Raw genomic sequence first — 20486 nt, 5'->3', positions numbered from 1 at the left:
TAGTAGAATAGGAGTAGGAAGGTGACAGTTTTGATTATTGATAATGTTCGTATTTATCGTCCATATGCCCTGGAACAGAATGACAGGATCCAGCATCTTCATATCGAGGATGAAAAAATCACTTCCATTAAGGAAGGGCGATATAATGGCAAGGAAAGTGATGTATATGATGGAAAAGGAAATGTACTTACCGCAGGTTTCAATGACAGCCACATGCATTTACTTCGATTCGGTCTATTGAAAAAGGAACTTGATTTGACAGAGGTCAGCAGTTGGAAAGAAATGAAAGAAACTGTTGAGAATTACTATGATTCAATTGAAGAGTATGGTTGGGTCTTCGGAAAAGGGTTCGATGACTCCAAATTTGATGACATCGACCATTTGCTGACTGCAGATGATCTTGAAGAGATCAATATCGATAAAAAGATGTATTTCATGCACCAGGATGGTCACGAGTGTGTTATTTCACATAGCGCAATGGAACTTTTGAAACAGGAAGAAGATTTCAAACAAGAACCCGATATATTCAAGGAAAAGGATGAAAATGGCGAATGGAACGGCCGCTTCAAAGATACTGCCGTCCACTATATCAAGCATCATTTTTGGGGCAGGTCTGTTGAAGATGCGAAGGAAGCATTGGAATGCGGATTGCCATACTTAACGAAACACGGCATCACATCCGTTCACACGGATGATATCAACTTTATCGGGACATATAAGAAGCTATGGCAAGCTTATACGGAGCTTGAGAAGGAAGGTAAACTTCCGATCGATGTCCAATTGCATCATTATATTTTTGATAAGGAGGATCTTGAGCGCTTTCTGGACAGGACGGAAATGCGTACCGGGGATGGAACGGATAATGTGAAGGTCGGCTCCATTAAAATCTTTCTTGATGGAACCCAGCGCTTGCATACCTCTGCAATGCGCAATCCGTATCCGGATGAACCGGAAACTCAGGGCACCCTGATCTATTCTCAGGAAGAATTGAATGATCTTGTTGCTACAGCTGGGCGTAACGGGATGCAGGTGGCAATGCACGCCATTGGTGATCGAGCCGTAGAAGAAGCGATCACTGCATTGGAACAAGAGGATGCGCGAACATCAAAATTGAGGCACCGGATCATCCATGCCCAGACACTTGCACCGGACTTGATAGAAAGATTGGCAGTCCTTAAACCTTATATTGAAACACAGCCATCTTTCCTGATGAGCGAATGGGACAGCAAAGGACAATGGACACCTGAGGATCTACTGCAATATTGTGATCCATTTAACAGTTTGATTCGTGATCAGATCCCTATTACATTGAGCTCTGATTTACCGATCGGGGCGTTGGATCCGTTGGTGACGATTTATGCAGCGGTGAACCGGATGGATCTGCAAGGTAATCCTGAAGGTGGCTGGATGCCGCAGGAGAAGATTTCAGTAAATGATGCTTTCTCTGCATTCACCCATGTGCCTGCAGAACTTGAATATCAGGAGTTGCATAAGGGGAAGGTTGAGGAAGGTTTTCAGGCTGATCTTGTTCTGTTGGATCAACATCCTTATAAAGTCGCACCTGAAGAAATGAAAGAATTGAATGTACTCACCACCTGGAGCAGAGGAAAAGTTGTTTACGAAAAGAAAAATAATGGATGACTTGCCAACCTTTCACGGATAAGCGATAATTGTTTCACCCCCTAAGGAAGCGGAGTGGATACCATTATGAAACGGTTATTTATAATAAGACATAGTGAAACATCAGGACAGCATGAAGATTCACCTCTCACCAAACTTGGTATGAGACAATCCAAAATCCTCTCGAATTTCCTTGATCACTATGGATATGAAATCGATAAAGTGATTTCCAGTCCGTACCTTAGAGCTAAAGACACGATCCAGCCGTTTGCAAACAAAAAAGGGTTGGAAGTCATTACAGATGAACGATTGAAAGAACGGATCCTCAGTGAAGAACCACTGGATGACTTCATGGAAGTACTGGAAGAAACTTTCACTGACCATGATTATAAGATGCCAGGTGGAGAATCTTCCAACGAAGCGAAAAGAAGAGTCAGGGAATTGGTGGATGAACTGGAGCAGGATGAAGAACATGACAACATTGCAATTGTCACTCACGGTAACCTGCTGGCTCTGCTTTTGCAGACCTTCCATGCTGACGTAGGTTTCGATCAGTGGAAAAGGATCACCAACCCAGATATTTATCTTGTTCAGAAGCAAGGTGGCGAGTACACGGTAGAACGGATCTGGAGAGAATAGCCGATTATTCTTCTTTGCTTGTCGAATCTTGGCGGGTTACAGGTGATTCGCAGGATTGAACCGTTGTGATTTTCACTTTTTTGACGAAAATAAGAAGGAATTAAACTACTTTTATCTAATAGTTATTATAAGGAGTGATGTTTATCATTGCCTTGAATGGTTAATAGTATAGTAGTAAATACAAACAGATAAGGAGGAGATTTGTTTGGCATTTGTAATCACTTCACCATGTAAAGATGAAAAGGCTGCCGAATGTGTAGACGTCTGTCCGGTTGAATGTATCGACGAAGGCGAAGATATGTTTTACATCGATCCTGCAATATGCATCGACTGTGGCGCTTGTGAAGCTGTCTGCCCAGTAGAGGCTATCTATATGGAAGATGAAGTTCCAGAGGAAGAACAGGAATACATCGAAATCAACCGTAAATACTTTGAAGAAAAATGATCATAATGAATGTACTTATCAAGCCGTGCTCAATGAGCACGGTTTTTTGAATATCTTGGAAATGATAAAAAATTAAGTTGTGGATAACGTTAGCTAGTGGGTTTAATCCAGCTCCAGCGCCTACCTCCTCGAGGTCTTTAGTCAAGCCTCTCTGTGGTAAAGACCACCACGACGAGCCTTGACTAAAGCTTGTCGGGGGTGATCAAGGCGCTTGCGCTTTATGTACATACTCAAATGTTCAGCCTCTATACGTTTAGGGTAATAAGGTAATGTAATTCTAAATCAAGGAGGACTCTTTCAATGAAGAAACTTGAAAATAAGACAGCGATCATTACAGGGGCGAGCAGTGGAATTGGCGAAGCGATAGCGTTGAGGCTTGCCGAAGAAGGAACCAATGTCGTTCTTGCAGCACGAAGATCGGAACGGCTTCAGGAAATTGCAGACAATATCCAGAAGAAAACCGATGTACGTACGATGGTCGTTGAAACGGATGTCACCAATAAGCAGGATGTAGAAGCTCTGGTGAATAAAACGAAGGAAGAATTAGGTGCAGTTGATATCTTCGTCAACAATGCCGGAGTAATGCTTCTGTCATTCCTAAAAAACGACCATGTTGAGGAATGGGAGCAGATGGTCGATGTCAATATCAAAGGTGTACTTTATGGCATCCATGCTGCCCTACCTGGCATGCTGGAGCAGAACAGTGGCCACATCATCAACGTTTCTTCAGTCGCAGGCCATGAAGTATTTCCATCAAGCACTGTTTATAGCGCAACGAAATATGCCGTCCGTGCGCTATCGATGGGAATGGAGAAAGAGCTTTCAAAAACGGGTGTGAGGGTGACCAATATTTCTCCTGGTGCGGTTGATACAGAATTGACAGATCACATTACCGATCAGGATGTACTGGATATGTTCAAGGACCGCAGCATGAACCCGCTGGAATCGGATGATATCGCTCGTGCAGTTACTTATGCAGTGACTCAACCTGACTATGTGAATGTCAATGAAGTCATCGTACGACCGATGCAGCAAAAAAAATAAACTATAGTAAAAAGCCGCTTATACAAGCGGCTTTTTACTATAGCACTTTGAAGGTATCAAAATCCTTGCTGCTATTAACTGTGTTCATTTCAATATTTTCCACGCTGGCATAAGGTGAAGGTCCCTGCTTGATTTTGTCGATAAATCTATTCAAATCTTCCTGGGAGCCCTCTGCTTCGATTTCAACCGTGCCATCGGCTTTATTTTTGACCCATCCTTTAATATCATGGTTTGCAGCAAGCTGCTGGGTCATGGAACGAAAGCCGACGCCTTGAACTGTGCCATGGACGATCATATGAACGACACCCATGTCATCCCTCCATTTACATTTATGATAGACAAGCTATTGGATATTTTCCACTTCTCTATCCATGTAAACATCACTCACCAGGGTACAATTCATTATAGTAAAGTTCAGCAGCTTGTTCAGATTGGAAAAGCGCATCATTTTCTTCGATCAGATGATATGCATCATGGAGGAATAGCGCTTTGCCGTCCGCATCATGTGGATGTGCCACGATTTCTGCTTGTTTAATATTCGCAACCGTAGGTGTATGTGGGTTACGATAGATGATATAAACTTCATCTCCGACCTTGACTTCCTGTGGGTCGAGCATGTTATCCATAGAGTACCATCCTTTCCATTGTCCGTTGTATTGTTAGTTTGCTGCAAATGTCCAGTTTCATTCCAAAGGAGTGACCAATATGAAACACGTTTCATTTTCTGAATTTGAGGGATTTCTCACTGGTCATAGTCATCATCGACGTGGAGGTACAGGTGGTACAGTCGTTTTATGTGAGAACGGCGCGGTGGCTGGTGTGGATGTGCGAGGTGGAGCTCCAGGTACGAGAGAGACGGATCTCCTTGATCCCGAGAACCTCGTGGAAAAGATTCACGGCGTTTGTCTGGCAGGAGGTAGTGCCTATGGACTCGAAGCTTCAAGTGGAGTGATGGCTTTTCTCGAGGAGCACCAGATCGGATTTGAGACCCCAGGTGGGAAAGTCCCGATTGTACCAAGTGCCATCCTCTATGACCTAACAGTAGGTGATCCGGATATCCGTCCGGATAAAGAGATGGGCTACATGGCATGTATGAACGCCTACAATCGAGAACCACTAAAACAAGGCAATGCAGGAGCGGGGACAGGAGCTTCTGTCGGTAAAATACTCGGTCCGACTTATGCTATGAAAGGCGGAATCGGTTATTTCGGCGTAAAAATCGACACGTTTTTTATCGGAGCAATCGTTGTTGTGAACAGTTTCGGTGATATCATCGATCCTGATACAGGAAATGTCATAGCTGGTGTCTATGATCATAAATCCGGTAAACTGATGAATACCGAATCGATTCTGAGAAATCAATTATTCAAAAAAGAAGATCCGGGCTTTTCCGGAAATACTTCACTTGGAGTAGTCATGACCAATGTCAAATGGTCAAAAGCACAGGCGAAAAAGATCGCCTCCATCTCCCATGATGGATTTGCAAGGACGATGCGGCCTTCCCACACATTTCTTGATGGAGATACGATCTTCACCATGAGCACGTGTGAAGTCGAGGCTGATTTGAATGCAGTGGCAAGTCTGGCAGCATATGTTGTCGAAAGAGCTGTCATCCAGGCCGTGAAGCAGGCAGAGTCGTGTTATGGGCTGCCAGCTGCGAAACATTTGGAAAAAGGAGAAGGTTAGCAATGACGGATTTACTATTTGTATACGGAACATTAAGAAATCAAGAAGCGAATCATTTCTATCTTGATGAAGCTGAATTGATCACAGAACAGGCCTGGACGAAAGGGAGACTCTATACCAGTCCGAGTTATTACCCCGTCCTGAAAGATGAAGAGGCTGTCGTTTATGGAGAATTGTATGGAATTAATGAAGAAATCCTGAAAAAAGTCGATGAACTTGAAGGGTTTGTTGTCGGTGGTGAATCGAACCTTTATGACAGGGAAATACGGACAATACATACAGAAACAGGGGAGAAAGAAGCATTCGTCTACTATCTTTCAAGCAGAAACGATGAATTGGCAGGCAAAGAAATCGAGCATGGCGACTGGCGGCTTCATCAATTGTTACTCGAAGATGACCTCTATTATTTTGCGTACGGGTCATGTATGGATGATGAACGCTTCCGGCTGGCCGGAGTAGAAGGATATTTTCAGGAAAAAGTGGGTAGAGGAGTATTAAAAGGGTACGGCTTGCAATTTTCGTTCCATGTCCACGATGGGGGAAGGGCGGACATCATCGAAGCTGAGGGAAGTGAAGTAGAAGGAATCTTATACAAAGTACCCATGGGCGCAATCGATTACCTTTTCCAACGGGAAGGTGTACACACGGACAGCTACCGTCCAACGGTGGTCAGTGTAGCGCATTCAGATGGTGTTCTCCCGAATGTACTTACTTTCTACGTGAAGGATAAACAACCGGATAAAGCTCCACCTTTGCATTACGCAAGGGAAATCCACCGTGGAGGGCTTCCTCACCTTTCTGAAGCGTATATAACGATGCTGGAAAAGAGGTTTACAGAAACGTTCAAGGTAGAAGGGTTTGAAAAATATCTCAGTCAGGCCAATCGAGAGCAGACAGGAGAGGACAAATGAAGATGGACCTAACATCCAAATCTTTCATATGCAGAGACCTTCATGAAAATCGCTATTTCAATCTCTCATCATCAGACAATAATGTGAAAGCAATCATCATGATCCATGGAATAACGGCAGAGCTACATCATCACGAACAATTCGGGGCCAATATTGCCTCCGGGTGGGATGTCTTATTCCCAGTGTTAAGGGGATACGATAAAGCGTCATCCGGTCGAGGAGATATTGATCATATGGGTCAATTTGATGAAGATATTCTGGACTTCATCCATTTCCTGCGTAAGAAAGGCTATCAAAAAATAGTACTGGCAGGTCATTCTATGGGGTGTGGAAATATCCTTCGACTGATTGGTAAACCGAATTTAGTGGATGGATACCTCTTCATTTCGCCATTTTTCCATCCAGCTTTACCTGTTTATAAGAGAGATTCCACCAAACAGGATAAACCTGAAACCGACGTCGACTATGATATTGATACGAAACGAGTATTCGTGCTGACTACACTTTACAGAATGAATTTAAATCTTGCTCCGAAAGCGTCTGTCGCGACCATTCCGGATGAATTTGAGGGCGATGGCAAGCTGAAACTGAGCTTTCGTCTGCTGGCATCGCGTTTCATGAAGGAACTGCCATCGAAGGATCACTTTTCACAAGTATCCGTGCCGATGGTTACACTGATAGGTTCTGATGATGAAGTGACACATCCGGAAAAGTTGAAAGACTGGTATGAAGAAAGGTGCGATCAGCCATTCCATATTATTGATGGAACAGATCACAACCATATCCTTCACGATGAGCGAGCACTAAGAATCATCAATGAATGGCTCGATGATTGAACCTGACCCATAAAAAGGATGGTCAAAACGATTCAGATTGCTTACAATAAGAATGATTCAGATACAAAAGGAGCCGCAGTCATGGATTCACTCATAAAAGATTTGCGAACAGAAGAATTGAAACGAGGGTTGGAGAATCTTCTTCAACAATTTTATAAAGATAATCAATATTCACTAGCCGATAAGGTGCTCGACTTGATCGATAAATGGGAAAAGCAGCAAGTCATGATCGGCTTTGCCGGCCATTTTTCAGCAGGTAAATCGACGATGATCAATCGTCTCTTGAAACAGGAAATTCTCCCATCCAGTCCGATCCCGACAAGCGCCAATGTGGTGAGGCTGCATGCAGGGGAACCCTTTATAAGGGTCTATCACAGGAATCGATCTACCGTCCATTATGAAGGGGAATGGGATACAGACACGATAAAAAGGCTATGTAAAGATGGAGAAGATATATTATCGATGGATATCAGCCAGCCTGCAACGGAACTTCCAGATAATGTTATCCTGCTTGATACACCTGGAGTAGACTCGACAAATGATGCCGATCGGATCATCACGGAGTCATCGTTACATGTGATGGACCATCTGTTTTATGTGATGGATTACAATCATGTCCAGTCGGAAGTGAACCTGACGTTCCTGCAGGAAATGCAGAACAAAGGAATTCCATTTACGATCATCATTAATCAGATCGATAAGCACCAGGACCAGGAACTGTCGTTTGATGGCTTTAAATCAAGCATTATGCAGGCTTTGGAAACGTGGAATATTCATCCAGAAGATATTTTCTATACTTCTTTGATGAATAAACAAGTATCGGGTAATGAATTCGATCAGCTGCAATCCTATTTGAAGAAACGGTTTCATCAGTCAGAAGATGTACGAAAGCAAAGCATTTTCCAACGTGCTCAAATGGTGTTAGCTGAAGCGGTCGATCACTATACAGTAGAAAAACAGAACGAAATATCCGAGCTTGAAAGCCGCATGAGTGCATACAGCTTTGATACCAGCTCCAACGTCGATGAGGCGGAACAAGCACTTGCCTACTGGGAAGATTACAGTTCAAATGCAAGGGATAAATTCGAAGACCGCGTGCTTAGTCTATTCAAGAACGCATATCTGATGCCGTCAAAACTCAGGGATGATGCAGAGCACTTTCTTCAATCGCAACAGCCAGGTTTCAAAGTTGGTCTCCTTCTTTCAAAAAAGAAGACGGAAGAAGAAAGAAGATTGAGGAAGCAGACATTCTATGATCATCTGATGGAAGTAGTCGAAAAGAATTTGAAATGGCCACTAAGAGATCGGATGCTCGAATTGCTGGAAGCATATCCTGTCGAGAGTGAGACGATTACGAAGAAAATACAATCGTTGGATGTAGACTATCCTTCAGAACGTTTGGAGCAGCTGGTGGAATCAGGCGCAGGAATGACAGGACAATATGTACTCGTCTATACGGAGAAGTTGGCTCAGGATATAAAGCAATCCTATAAATCGCATGTCCTAGGGTTGTGGGAGGAAATCAAAGCTGAATTGGAAGCGATTGCTTCTGCACAATCACAAAGTCACTCGAAAATTACAAAGGACTTTGAACAACATCAGGAAATCAAAGAAGCCATCGATCGCAAAGAAGAGGAAATAGAAACATACAGATTGCTGCTTTGGGAGGCCCTGACACTGAAGGTACATGTGGATGTTATGAAATCATCCATGCGTGCGCTTGAGGAGAGGAACGAGAGCGTGGACTCCGGTCTTATCACTGAAGTACACAACAGCACGGATGAAGCAATATCCGAAGTACAAAGTAGAGAAACTACACACCAGACAGGGGAAGCGGGAACCAACCCAGAAGAAATGGTCCAGCATATCGACCGTATCCATCAGCTGCTTGACGAATCGGACGCATTCCGTTCGCTGTTGGCACAATTGGAGATGAAAAAGAACCGTCTGGAAAATCGCACGTATACTGTAGCTTTATTTGGAGCCTTCAGTGCGGGGAAATCTTCTTTTGCAAATGCAGTGATGGGGGATCGCCTCCTGCCGGTTTCACCGAATCCGACTACAGCAGCAATCAATCAGATCGCACCTGTAGATGAGGAGAATTCACATGGAACCGTGACGGTCCAGTTCAAATCAGAACAGCAATTGATTGATGATTTCACTGATATCATCGCAACCTTTGATTGGAATGTAAATGATACAGTAACATTGATTGATAAACTGATGGGAATGTCTCAAGAAAACAAACAGCAGCTTCCACACAAACAGGTTGCTTTTGTTGAAGCGGTAATAGCGGGGTACGAAGAAGCTAAAGGATATCTCGGAAGCGAAACACAGATCCCATTCGAGATGTTCGCCTCTTATGTAGCAGAGGAGAAACGTTCCTGTTTCGTCGAGTCGATGAAGGTGCATTATGATTGTCCTATTACGAGAAAAGGGATCACGCTCGTGGACACACCGGGTGCAGATTCTGTGAATGCGCGCCATACGGATGTTTCGTTTGAATATATAAAGAATGCAGATGCAATTCTTTTCATTACCTATTACAATCATCCATTTTCCAAAGCAGACCAGAGTTTCCTTCGACAGCTCGGTAGGGTAAAAGATGTGTTCAGCCTTGATAAGATGTTCTTCCTCATCAATGCAGCGGATCTCGCACAATCAGACGAAGAACTGAATCAGGTACAGAACTATATTAGAGATCAATTGCTTGCTTTTGATATCAGGAACCCGCGCATCTATCCAGTTTCCAGCCTGGAGGCATTGAAAGCGAGGGTAGACGGGCAACATGTCCGAATTTCGGAGATGGAAAAATTCGAAGAGGAGTTCTATAACTTCATTGACAATGAACTTTCTGAAGTTCTGATCGCTTCGATCACCCATGACATCAACCGGGTGGATGCTTTACTTGAAAACTTTATTGCCGATGCTGAACTGGATGAAGGTGCTCGAGCTGAGAAGCTTACGCTTTACAAAGAGAACAAACAAACGATGCGAAAGCATATCGATGCAGTCAATGAGGCAAAGTACGAAAAGAATGTGCAGCAAAAGTTGGAAAAACAAGTGTTTTATATCCACCAGAGGATGCTGTTGAATTTCAATGACTTTTTCAAACAACACATCAATCCAGCAACAATCAATGAGAACGGTAAAGCTGGTAAAGAACAGCTGGAAAGTGCTTCAGCAGGTTTGATGAAAGAATTGAATGATGAACTGAACCAGGAGCTTCGCGCTGTGCTGCTCAGAATGCAATCCTTCTTCAATGAAACTCTGGACCAATTGCAAAAAGAGGTGCTCCGCCAATTGAAGCAGGTAGATGACTCTTTCGAAATGGACCACATTGACGCCATTGCTCTTGATCTGGAGCTTGATAAACAGAGGTTTTCATTAGAGAAGCAAGCTGAACAAAAGGTACTGAATCATTTCAAGAATACGAAACGGTTCTTTGAAGGTAGTGACAGGGAAGCAATGAAGGAAGAGTACAAGCAAGTGGTGGACCCACTACTGAAAAATCAACTGGAAGCGGCTCATCATACGCTTTCCGATCTCCATCACGAAGAATGGATTACCCACGTACCACAAATAAAAGAAAAGTGGACAGTTGATGTAGATGACTATTACGATACGTTGTTGAACCAATTGGAAAGTATAACTGATATCGATGAATGGAAAACGATCCAGCATCAGCTTAAAGAAATAGTTGCTTCAGTGAACAGCGGGTATCGGACTGACAAATGACTTAAACAGAAAACCCGAACAATTCATTAGAATTGTTCGGGTTTTCGCTGCATAAAGAGCTATTATACATTCACTTCGATCTCACTGTCATCACGAAGCTCCTGAACAAGTTTTTGGACTTGCTCATCTTTTTTAGACTGAACCATCTGTTGTTTCAAAGAATCTTTCATTTCTTCATATTCAGGAATTTCCTGTTGCTGTTGACCTTCCTGGCCACTTTCTTCAGCCTTTTTCTCTGCTTGTTTCTGCATCTGTTTTTGCTGTTCTACATATTGATCGTACTGTTTTTTCAATTCTTCTTCTGATACTTTAGGTTCTTCTGTGTTTTCATCGATATATTTCTGAACCATCAGGCTTTCTTTCAATAGTGGTTTCAGTTCGTCCTTTTTCAGGTTGTTCTGCTTTAGAAACTTGTCCATCTGTTCTTCTTTTTCAAACTGATCGGTGAACTTCTTGTATTCTTCATCCACTTTATTATCATCAACTTTGATTCCGGAATCTTTCGCATACTGGACAAGCAGCTCGGAATCGATCATTTGATCCACTACGGACTTCTTGATTTGTTTCTCTTTTCCTTTGAGATCCATTCCCATTTGTTCATATTGGGACTTGGCCATGTCATAATTCTTCTCGAATTCCTTTCTTGGAATTTCTTCACCGTTGACGACGGCAGCGGGACCATTGTTTTTCTTGTTATCTTTTTTCGCTTCTTCTCCATTACCACCACAGGCTGTCAAACCGACAAGAAGAAGTAGTCCGAAGACCAGCGTCATTAGTTTTTTATTCATTTCTGTATCTCTCCTTTGTTGTCAAAGCTCAATACATTCGGAGTGTAGCACACCCGTAGAAGAAATGTAAATCTTCACGGACATTACAACTTTGTGACATAGCGAAGCACACGAGCGCATAAGTTGGAATAGAAAGGAGGAGTTCGGTTTCATGTATTATACTTACAACCCTTATTCCTATTATTATCCATCTCCATATCCATATTCTTATGTCCGTCAACAGCCGTTTCGCCAGGCATATGCAGTTGTTGAAGGTGGTCCGTTGGCTCCTGACCTGAAGGGGATCGTTTATTTCTATGAATTACCGAATGGTGTGCAAGTATTCGTACAAGTAGAAGGACTTCCTGCATTTCAGCCTGCAACGAATGGCAAAAGTCAGGTAGGACCACACGGCTTCCATATCCATGAGAATGGAGCATGTGATATCGGGGATGAAAACGATCCTTTTCAAGCAGCCGGTGGCCATTGGAATCCTGACGATCAGCCTCATGGAAACCATGCAGGGGATTTTCCCGTCTTGTTCTCCAATAATGGTGTTGCACAGATGCTTTTTTACACAAACCGGTTTACCCTTGATCAGATCGAAGGGAAAGCTGTCATCATTCATGAAAGCCCTGATGACTTCCAATCCCAGCCGAGTGGTAATGCAGGTAAACGTCTGGCATGCGGGGTCATCCGGATCGGTGTCCCGAACGAGTGAGAAAAATCCATGTATAAAATGGTAAACGCTGCGTATAATGGTAGAAGTGGGGGTGGTAAGGGCGTTCACTTGACTTTTAGGCAACTGCATAGTAATCTTAGATTAAGCTCATCAAGGGCTCGAATATCTTTGTTATAAATAAGTATTCTGCACATGAAAAGGAATCACCTATTATAAAGAGTGATCATCGATTCATTATGATACTTTTTATAATATGTGATTTTTTACTTTTTAAGTAACACATATTAATTTTTTAGAAACATTGGAGGACCAACAAATGAAAAATGGTACAGTAAAATGGTTTAACGCAGAAAAAGGCTTCGGTTTCATCGAAGTACAAGGCGAAGACGACGTATTCGTACATTTCAGTGCGATCCAGGGCGATGGCTTCAAGACTCTTGAAGAAGGCCAAGCGGTTGAATTCGAAATCACTGAAGGTAACCGTGGACCACAAGCTGCAAATGTAGTTAAGCTATAATTAATTATGAAAGAGAGACTGGCTTCATGTAAGTCAGTCTCTTTTACATAAGTTCAATTCCAGAGGAGGTATCTTTGAGAATGGCATTCGGAAAAAAGAACCAGGAAGAGATTGTCAAAGAAGAGACGAAAATATGGGTCTGTCAGTCTGAAGATTGTAACTGCTGGATGAGAGATAATTTCAAGATCGAGGAAACTCCAAGCTGTCCAGTATGTGGCAGTGACATGACATCCTCCACGAAGGTCCTGCAAGTAGTAGACAATAACAGCATTTATCATAAGTAACCCCTAAGGATCACACCTCAAGTCATGGTGTGGTCTTTTTGTATGCACCCTGCTATAAAATGGGCGCAATATATATCGTTACAGTTCGATCAATGATATAATCTTTCTGATAAACATTTTTAAATGGAGGACTTTAGATGATTAATGTGCATAATGTTGGTCTTCGCTATGGCGACCAGAAGCTTTTTGAAGACGTTAATATAAAATTCACGCCCGGTAACTGTTACGGGCTGATCGGTGCGAACGGTGCTGGTAAATCCACTTTCCTGAAAATCCTCAGCGGTGAAATCGAACCTCAGGTAGGAGAAGTATCGATGAAACCGGGACAGCGTCTCGCTGTTTTGAAGCAGAACCATTTCGAATACGATGAATATGAAGTATTGCAGACGGTAATCATGGGACATACGCGTCTTTATGAAGTCATGCAGGAGAAAGATGCCATCTACATGAAGCCTGATTTCAGTGATGAAGATGGTATCAAAGCTGCGGAACTTGAAGGGGAGTTCGCAGAAATGAATGGATGGGAAGCGGAAGGTGAAGCTGCCCGTCTATTGAAAGGTCTTGGTATCGGCGAAGATTTGCACTACAAACATGTCAAGGATCTGACCGGTTCTGAAAAAGTGAAAGTATTGCTTGCGCAGGCGTTGTTCGGAAATCCTGACGTATTGCTTTTGGATGAGCCTACCAACCACTTGGACATCAAAGCGATCCAGTGGCTGGAAGAATTCCTTATCAACTTCGAAAATACAGTGATTGTCGTATCTCATGACCGTCACTTCCTGAACAATGTGTGTACGCATATTGCCGACCTGGATTTTGGAAAGCTTCAGATTTATGTAGGAAACTATGATTTCTGGTATGAATCCAGCCAGCTTGCCCAGCGTATGGCAGAAGAACAGAACAAGAAAAAAGAAGAAAAAATCAAAGATTTGAAGGAATTCGTAGCGCGATTCAGTGCGAACGCCTCTAAATCACGACAAGCGACTTCAAGGAAGAAACTGTTGGATAAGATCACGCTTGATGATATCCAGCCATCGTCAAGACGTTATCCTTACATTGCGTTCAAGCCGGGGCGTGAGATCGGAAACGACTTACTGACGGTCAAGGGTCTTTCTAAAACCATTGAAGGCGAGAAAGTTTTGGATAATGTTTCTTTCACATTGAATAAAGATGATAAGGTAGCATTCGTCGGTGACAATGAAATTGCCAAAACGACGCTATTCCGAATTCTGACTGGTGAAATCGAACCGGACGAAGGTGAATACAAGTGGGGCGTCACTACATCCCAGAGCTATTTCCCGAAAGATAACTCCGAATTCTTCGAAGGCTCTGACAAGACGCTTGTCGAATGGCTGCGTCAGTATTCACCGGAGGATGAAACAGAAACGTTCCTTCGCGGATTCCTGGGAAGAATGCTTTTCTCCGGAGAAGAAGCTTTGAAAAAAGCGAGTGTGTTATCCGGTGGTGAGAAAGTTCGTTGTATGCTTTCTAAAATGATGCTGAGTGAAGCGAACGTATTGATTCTCGATGAACCGACGAACCACCTTGATTTGGAGTCGATCACTGCATTGAACAATGGTCTAATCCGTTTCAAAGGCTCGATCCTGTTCGCATCGCATGACCATCAGTTCATCCAGACGATTGCGAATCGCATCATCGAACTCACTCCGAATGGAATCGTGGATGCAGAAATGACGTATGATGAATATTTGGAAGATCCAAAAGTGCAAAAACAACTGCAAGCTTTAAAATAAGTACTCAGAAGCCGCCCTTTAAAATGGGCGGCTTTTTTTCGTATGGAAGGTTTTTGTCACTTCTTATAAGGGAAATGCAAGAACATAACACTAAAGGAGTGGAAGACATTGAGTGATGTTGTAAATAAGTGGGCACCATCGTCCAGTAAAGCTACAAGTCATGAATTGAAAGGCGGCATCAAAAAAATGGCGCGCGCCGGATATATAACCAAAGGGGTGATGTACATCCTGATTGGAGCGTTATCCTTTATGGCTGCCGCGGGAATCGGCGGGAAAGTGACGGGATCGAGCGGAGCATTTGCATCTGTAGCTGCAATGCCGCTTGGTGAAATCATGCTGTACATTGTAGCGGCAGGATTAAGCTTCTATGCAATATGGAAATTGATTCAGGCGCTGATCGACCCTGAGAACAATGGAACCGGCAAAAAAGGACTCGGTAAACGCGCAGGATTTCTTATCAGTTTCGTCATCCATATAGGAATCGCCTACAAAGCAGTGACGATTGCAATGCATGCCGGAAGTTCAGGCGGCGGACAGAAACAGACAATGATTGCCAAAGTACTTCAACAGCCTTTTGGACAGTTTGTAATCGGCGCAGTAGGCCTTGGGATCATCGGATACGGTATCTATCAGCTCTACCGGGCAAAGCAGGGAACCTACATGGAACGGTTTAAAACTGGTGGAATGAGTATGAAGGAAAAGAAGATGGTCCGTATTTCAGGTAAGTTGGGTCTTTTTGCAAGAGGAATCGTATTTTCGATTATCGGATACTTTTTCATACAAATGGCAATGACTGCTTCAAGCAGTAATGCGACAGGTGTGGATGCCGCATTGGGTGAGATTGCACAACAGCCTTACGGAAAAGTGTTGCTGATCATTGTTGCTGCAGGACTAATCTTATATGGTATCTATCAAGTACTGACCGGAAAAAACAAACATATGATGTTTTAATTTTATATCAATAATAAAAAATATATTGAAATTTGTATTATTTTGACCCCTGAATCTACCAATTCAGGGGTTTTTTGATTTAAATTCCATTGTTATGAGTAATATATACCAGTTTGTAATTCTATCGTCATATTGTTGTTAATACTGAAATGTTAATGTTAACGCTTTGTTCTTAACATATTTCCTCTATGTGATAAATTAGGAAACGTGGTAAAAATAATGAAAACAAACCAAGGAGGTCTTCTTGTATGAAGAAACAATTACTATCATTTGCTGCTGTAGCAACTATCTCTGGTGGACTTGCGGCTCAGGCTCATGCTGCGGACGATTATGTGGTGAACAAAGGGGATACTCTTTGGGGAATTTCACAGGATAATGGCGTAACAGTAAATCAACTTAAACAATGGAACAATTTAGATTCCAATCTAATATATCCAAACGATAAACTAACTGTATCAGCAACGAATAATGCAGAAGCAAACCAAAGCTCTAAATACACCGTCAAATCCGGTGATACGCTTTGGGGAATTTCCCAAGAGTATGGTGTGACTGTCGATCAGTTGATGGCTTGGAATAATCTTTCTTCTACTACCATCTTCCCTGGCGACACTTTCGCAGTAAGTGGAAACGGACAAGCACAGGCGTCTGCTGAAAAAGAAACAACAGCGAAGGCAGAAGCTTCCACCGAAAAGTCTGAAAGCAAAGAACAAGGTGAAGCAGTGACTACAGCCGCAACGACATCTTCTGATTCAGGTCAGGACGATGTTGCTAAGGAAATGAACATGATCGCTACAGCATATACAGCAAATTGCACAGGTTGCTCAGGTACGACTTACACTGGAATCGACCTGAAAGCAAACCCTGATAAAAAAGTGATCGCTGTCGATCCGGATGTCATCCCACTAGGTTCTGAAGTATATGTAGAAGGCTACGGATATGCAGTAGCTGGTGACATTGGATCAGCAATCCAAGGAAACAAAATCGATGTCTTCATCCCTAACAAGTCCGATGCACTTAACTGGGGTGTGAAAACAGTAAACGTAAAAGTTCTAGACTAATAGATTCGTACGAAACTGCCATTCATTTTAAGGCAGTAAGGCTGCCGGGAATTTCCCGGCAGCTTTTTTAATTCTATAGTCATTCTAACTTGGTAATGTTTTATTTGCGTGAAAAGATACATAAGGTGGCTGGGAAACTACTCGACTCCCGTGGGAGAAGGGGCTAGGCGAGACCCCACAGGGAGTAAAACGACCGAGGAGGCTCGCCAGCTCCCCCACAGGAAAGCGAGTAGTTTCCCAGCCGCCCTTTCCACTGATTTAGCATTGACAGAATCTTTTTCTCAACTATTGAAGCCATTCAATTCTTTGTGTTTTAAGCGAGAATTCGGTATGTTTGAATAAGGATACAATCATAAGGAGGGGACTTTATGAAAGCGATCATTCATGAAAAAGTGGAAGGATTGGAAGGTTTAGCTTTACGAGATTACGAGAGACCTGAAGTTCCACAGGGGCACGTATTAGTGAAGTTGAAAGCAGCAGGCATGAACCGACGGGATTTGATGGTGACGGTCCGTCATAAAACTGATCAGCCACCACTAATTCCAGGATCCGACGGTGCAGGAGTAGTAGAAGATCTAGGGTCGGATGTAGATGGAATAAACATAGGGGATGAAGTTGTCATCAATCCTGGACTAGGCTGGGAGAACAATAGCGATGCACCACCTGAGGGGTTTGAAATCGTTGGGTTACCAGACCATGGGACATTCGCGGAATTCATTACAGTTCCTGCAGCGAATATTGAACCGAAGCCGAAGCATTTGTCGTGGGAAGAAGCTGGTGTACTTCCTCTTGCTGCATTGACAGCGTATCGTGTACTTTTCACTAGAGGAAAGTTATCAGAAGGCATGACCGTCATGCTTCCAGGAATCGGAAGCGGCGTGCTGACTTTTGCACTTTTATTCGCTAAAGCTGTCGGCGCGCGAGTGATTGTAACTTCCCGCAGCCAGGAAAAGCTCGAAGCAGCAAAAGCACTTGGGGCGGATGTTACAGTATCGACCAATGCGGATTGGAATGAAGAACTGAAATCAGAAAGCGTAGACCTGCTTGTTGAAAGCATCGGCAATGCAACATTCGAGAAATCAATGAACATCATCCGTAAAGGTGGCACGATTGTGACATTTGGTTCTACGACTGAAGATGAAGTGACCTTCAATATCCGACAATTCTTCTATGGACAGTATAATCTGCTTGGCTCGACGATGGGCAGTGCAGAAGAATTCCGGGAGATGCTTGCATTCGTAAGTGAACATGAAATCAAACCTCAACTGGATCAAGTATTTTCTTTAGAACAATTTAAAGAGGCATTCGAATACATCCAGAAAACGAAAAACTTCGGCAAAATCGGCTTCACAATTGAATAGAGAGCCTTATCGACCGTAGGAGCCAGCGCTTCTGCGGTCCTTTTTTAGGTAGGTCATCCATCATAATATGTGGGTCTATATGCTTATCAAGATGAGGAAAAGTATACATTTTAACGAAATTTATGAAAAAATCCATATATTTGGAAGGAATATGTCCTGATTTATCGAATGTTAGGAAACAGCCAAAAGGAGGAACAGCTATGAGTAAAGACAAACGTACGATTACAAAGGAAGATCTGTTTGAAATAAGATCCATTACGAACCCAGTTTGGTCACCGGATGGAAAGGGCATGTTGACTGTGATTACGGAGATGGACAAAGAAGCTGACAACTATTTTTCCAATCTCTTTCATTATGATAAAAACAGCCGAGCAATGAAACAATGGACGTTCGGAAAGGATAAGAATTTCTGTCCGAAATGGTCTCCTGACGGGGAGTCAATTGCTTTCATATCTACTAGAAGTGATTCTGCTCAACTTTATCTGTTGCCCGTCAGTGGTGGAGAGGCTGAAAAAGTAACCGACTTGCCGAATGGGATCACGAACTTTATTTGGTCCCCGGATGGAAAAAAACTGGCGGTTCAGGCGTCCTTGAAGCCGGATGAGGGATTCGATTCAACAACTGAAAAAAAAGAAGATAAAAAGGATGAACCTTCTTCCGTTGTCATTGACCGAATGAAATATAAAGCAGATGGCAGTGGATTATTGAATGATCAGGATAGCAGGATTGCATTATTCGATTTACATAACAGAACGTTTGTACCGTTGACAGACAGCGGGCATAGTTACCATTTATTCGCATGGTCCCCGGATGGAAATGCACTTATCTATGCCGGAGATGAGGCGGAGGATAAGGACTTTTCCTTTAACTCTGAGTTATTCCTCCATCAACTTGACCAAAATGAGCGTATTCAGCTGCATACGGAACCTGGTTACATAAGCGGTGCATCCTGGTCCCCGAATGGACAGAAACTGGCTGTCACGTTCCATGGCAGGACGTATGAGAATGCCACGCATGCGGATATTCTCCTATTTGATATGGAGACGGATGCTGTACATAATTTGACTGAAGCCTTTGAAGTACCGATTGGGGACTTCATGTCTGCCGATGTCCAACAAGGTGCAAGCCTGCCGGGCATAATCTGGCAGAATGAAGAAAGCCTCTATTTTACCGCTAGTCAAAGCGGTAGTACCGTCCTTTATTTCGCCAATCTGGATGGAGAAATCTATCCCGCATGGCAGGAAGATCACTATATTTATGGATACGACCTGGATCAGGAGACGCAAACGATTGCAGCGACAGTTTCCACTCCGACATCTCCTGGAGAACTTTATATGCTTAACGTACCTACAGGAGAAACAGAACAGCTTACAACGTATCATGCAGACTGGCTGGATGAAGTACAGTTAAGCATTCCAGAAAGTTTCGTTTTCAAAAGTGTCGATAGTTGGGATGTCCAAGGCTGGATAATGAAGCCTGCTAATTTTGAAGAAGGAAAGAAATATCCTCTGGTCTATCAAGTCCATGGTGGTCCACATATGATGTACGGCTACGGTTTCATGCATGAAATGCAGCTGCTTGCAGCGAATGGTTACGCGGTTGCTTATATCAACCCTAGAGGGTCTCAAGGGTATAATCAGGCATTTGTCGATGCAGTTCGAGGAGATTATGGAGGCAAGGACTATCAGGATATCATGAATGGCCTCGATTATATTCTGGAATGCTACGACTTTATTGATGAAGAACGTTTAGGTTTGACCGGAGGAAGCTATGGAGGCTTTATGACTAACTGGATCATCGGTCATACAGGCCGCTTTAAAACAGCAGTGACGCAGCGCTGTATTTCGAACTGGATCAGTTTTTACGGAGTCAGTGATATCGGCTATTACTTCAGTGAGTGGCAGATCAAAGCAGAACTGGATGATATTGAAACGTTGTGGCGCCATTCTCCGATTGCATATGTCGATGATATGAATACACCATTGTTGATCATCCATAGTGAAAATGATCATCGCTGCCCAATTGAACAATCGGAACAATTGTTCATAGCAATGAAGCGGAAAGGGAAGACAGCACAGTTCGTGCGTGTACCTGATGCAGATCATAACCTCTCAAGATCCGGGAAGCCGTCTTTAAGGTTGGAACGGCTCGATCATATTACACGCTGGTTTGAAGAAAAACTTTAACAAGTAA

At 43.1% G+C, this 20486-nt stretch carries 19 protein-coding genes; 16 read left to right on the top strand and 3 right to left on the bottom strand.

The features are described 5' to 3' along the window. Window positions 1-21: 21 nt before the first annotated feature. From ACFQ2J_RS04235 to ACFQ2J_RS04220, 4 genes are all read left to right on the top strand, one after another. Complete coding sequence (locus tag ACFQ2J_RS04235) at window positions 22-1641, top strand: amidohydrolase (RefSeq protein ID WP_386056880.1); 1620 nt, start codon at window positions 22-24, stop codon at window positions 1639-1641. Between the two features lie 66 nt (window positions 1642-1707). After that, on the top strand, window positions 1708-2259 hold the full coding sequence (locus ACFQ2J_RS04230) for a histidine phosphatase family protein (RefSeq protein WP_386056878.1): 552 nt from the start codon (window positions 1708-1710) through the stop codon (window positions 2257-2259). A 205-nt stretch (window positions 2260-2464) separates the two neighbouring features. After that, window positions 2465-2704 carry an indolepyruvate ferredoxin oxidoreductase subunit alpha gene (locus tag ACFQ2J_RS04225; protein WP_386056876.1) on the top strand — a complete coding sequence of 80 codons (240 nt, stop codon included), beginning with the start codon at window positions 2465-2467 and terminating at the stop codon, window positions 2702-2704. Between the two features lie 300 nt (window positions 2705-3004). Then, the gene (locus ACFQ2J_RS04220; RefSeq protein WP_386056875.1) at window positions 3005-3748 is read left to right on the top strand and encodes an SDR family oxidoreductase; all 744 of its coding nucleotides are present in this window, start codon (window positions 3005-3007) and stop codon (window positions 3746-3748) included. Window positions 3749-3785: 37 nt separating this feature from the next. On the opposite strand, the gene ACFQ2J_RS04215 is transcribed toward ACFQ2J_RS04220, so the two are convergent. After that, window positions 3786-4058, bottom strand: a complete 273-nt coding sequence (locus ACFQ2J_RS04215; RefSeq protein WP_386056873.1) for an acylphosphatase — start codon at window positions 4056-4058, stop codon at window positions 3786-3788. Between the two features lie 70 nt (window positions 4059-4128). Then, complete coding sequence (locus ACFQ2J_RS04210) at window positions 4129-4374, bottom strand: transcriptional regulator SplA domain-containing protein (RefSeq protein ID WP_386056871.1); 246 nt, start codon at window positions 4372-4374, stop codon at window positions 4129-4131. Window positions 4375-4453: 79 nt separating this feature from the next. Here ACFQ2J_RS04210 and ACFQ2J_RS04205 point away from each other — a divergent pair, with 79 nt between their 5' ends. From ACFQ2J_RS04205 to ACFQ2J_RS04190, 4 genes are all read left to right on the top strand, one after another. Further along, on the top strand, window positions 4454-5434 hold the full coding sequence (locus tag ACFQ2J_RS04205) for a P1 family peptidase (protein WP_386056870.1): 981 nt from the start codon (window positions 4454-4456) through the stop codon (window positions 5432-5434). Between the two features lie 2 nt (window positions 5435-5436). After that, entirely contained in the window at window positions 5437-6345 is a 909-nt protein-coding gene (locus ACFQ2J_RS04200) for a gamma-glutamylcyclotransferase (RefSeq protein WP_386056868.1), read from the top strand. Next, window positions 6342-7181 carry an alpha/beta hydrolase gene (locus ACFQ2J_RS04195; protein WP_386056867.1) on the top strand — a complete coding sequence of 280 codons (840 nt, stop codon included), beginning with the start codon at window positions 6342-6344 and terminating at the stop codon, window positions 7179-7181. Before ACFQ2J_RS04200 ends, ACFQ2J_RS04195 begins: the two co-directional genes overlap by 4 nt. A gap of 81 nt (window positions 7182-7262) precedes the next feature. Then, window positions 7263-10919: a dynamin family protein gene (locus tag ACFQ2J_RS04190; RefSeq protein WP_386056866.1), complete on the top strand. Its 3657-nt coding sequence runs from the start codon at window positions 7263-7265 to the stop codon at window positions 10917-10919. A gap of 62 nt (window positions 10920-10981) precedes the next feature. Here the strand turns inward: ACFQ2J_RS04190 and ACFQ2J_RS04185 are convergent, their stop codons facing one another. Next, window positions 10982-11707: a SurA N-terminal domain-containing protein gene (locus ACFQ2J_RS04185; protein WP_386056864.1), complete on the bottom strand. Its 726-nt coding sequence runs from the start codon at window positions 11705-11707 to the stop codon at window positions 10982-10984. Between the two features lie 151 nt (window positions 11708-11858). On the opposite strand from ACFQ2J_RS04185, the gene ACFQ2J_RS04180 reads away from it, so the two are divergent. From ACFQ2J_RS04180 to ACFQ2J_RS04145, 8 genes are all read left to right on the top strand, one after another. Further along, the gene (locus tag ACFQ2J_RS04180; RefSeq protein ID WP_386056863.1) at window positions 11859-12407 is read left to right on the top strand and encodes a superoxide dismutase family protein; all 549 of its coding nucleotides are present in this window, start codon (window positions 11859-11861) and stop codon (window positions 12405-12407) included. Window positions 12408-12684: 277 nt separating this feature from the next. Beyond that, complete coding sequence (gene cspD / locus ACFQ2J_RS04175) at window positions 12685-12885, top strand: cold-shock protein CspD (RefSeq protein WP_386056861.1); 201 nt, start codon at window positions 12685-12687, stop codon at window positions 12883-12885. Window positions 12886-12965: 80 nt separating this feature from the next. Then, on the top strand, window positions 12966-13169 hold the full coding sequence (locus ACFQ2J_RS04170; protein ID WP_386056859.1) for a cold-shock protein: 204 nt from the start codon (window positions 12966-12968) through the stop codon (window positions 13167-13169). 137 nt (window positions 13170-13306) lie between these two features. Continuing rightward, window positions 13307-14923, top strand: coding sequence for an ABC-F family ATP-binding cassette domain-containing protein (locus tag ACFQ2J_RS04165; RefSeq protein ID WP_386056857.1), 1617 nt, complete (start codon window positions 13307-13309; stop codon window positions 14921-14923). Window positions 14924-15031: 108 nt separating this feature from the next. After that, window positions 15032-15874 carry a DUF1206 domain-containing protein gene (locus ACFQ2J_RS04160; RefSeq protein ID WP_386056856.1) on the top strand — a complete coding sequence of 281 codons (843 nt, stop codon included), beginning with the start codon at window positions 15032-15034 and terminating at the stop codon, window positions 15872-15874. Between the two features lie 248 nt (window positions 15875-16122). Continuing rightward, the gene (locus tag ACFQ2J_RS04155) at window positions 16123-16932 is read left to right on the top strand and encodes a LysM peptidoglycan-binding and 3D domain-containing protein (protein WP_386056854.1); all 810 of its coding nucleotides are present in this window, start codon (window positions 16123-16125) and stop codon (window positions 16930-16932) included. A gap of 368 nt (window positions 16933-17300) precedes the next feature. Next, window positions 17301-18293 (top strand): zinc-binding dehydrogenase, encoded by a 993-nt coding sequence (locus tag ACFQ2J_RS04150; protein WP_386056852.1) that lies wholly within the window; start codon window positions 17301-17303, stop codon window positions 18291-18293. Window positions 18294-18493: 200 nt separating this feature from the next. Then, entirely contained in the window at window positions 18494-20479 is a 1986-nt protein-coding gene (locus ACFQ2J_RS04145) for a S9 family peptidase (RefSeq protein ID WP_386056850.1), read from the top strand. Window positions 20480-20486 lie beyond the last annotated feature (7 nt).

It is taken from the genome of Thalassobacillus hwangdonensis (assembly GCF_042675915.1).
Lineage (GTDB): Bacteria > Bacillota > Bacilli > Bacillales > Halobacillaceae > Thalassobacillus_A > Thalassobacillus_A hwangdonensis.
This window is presented reverse-complemented; position numbering and strand designations above follow the sequence as displayed.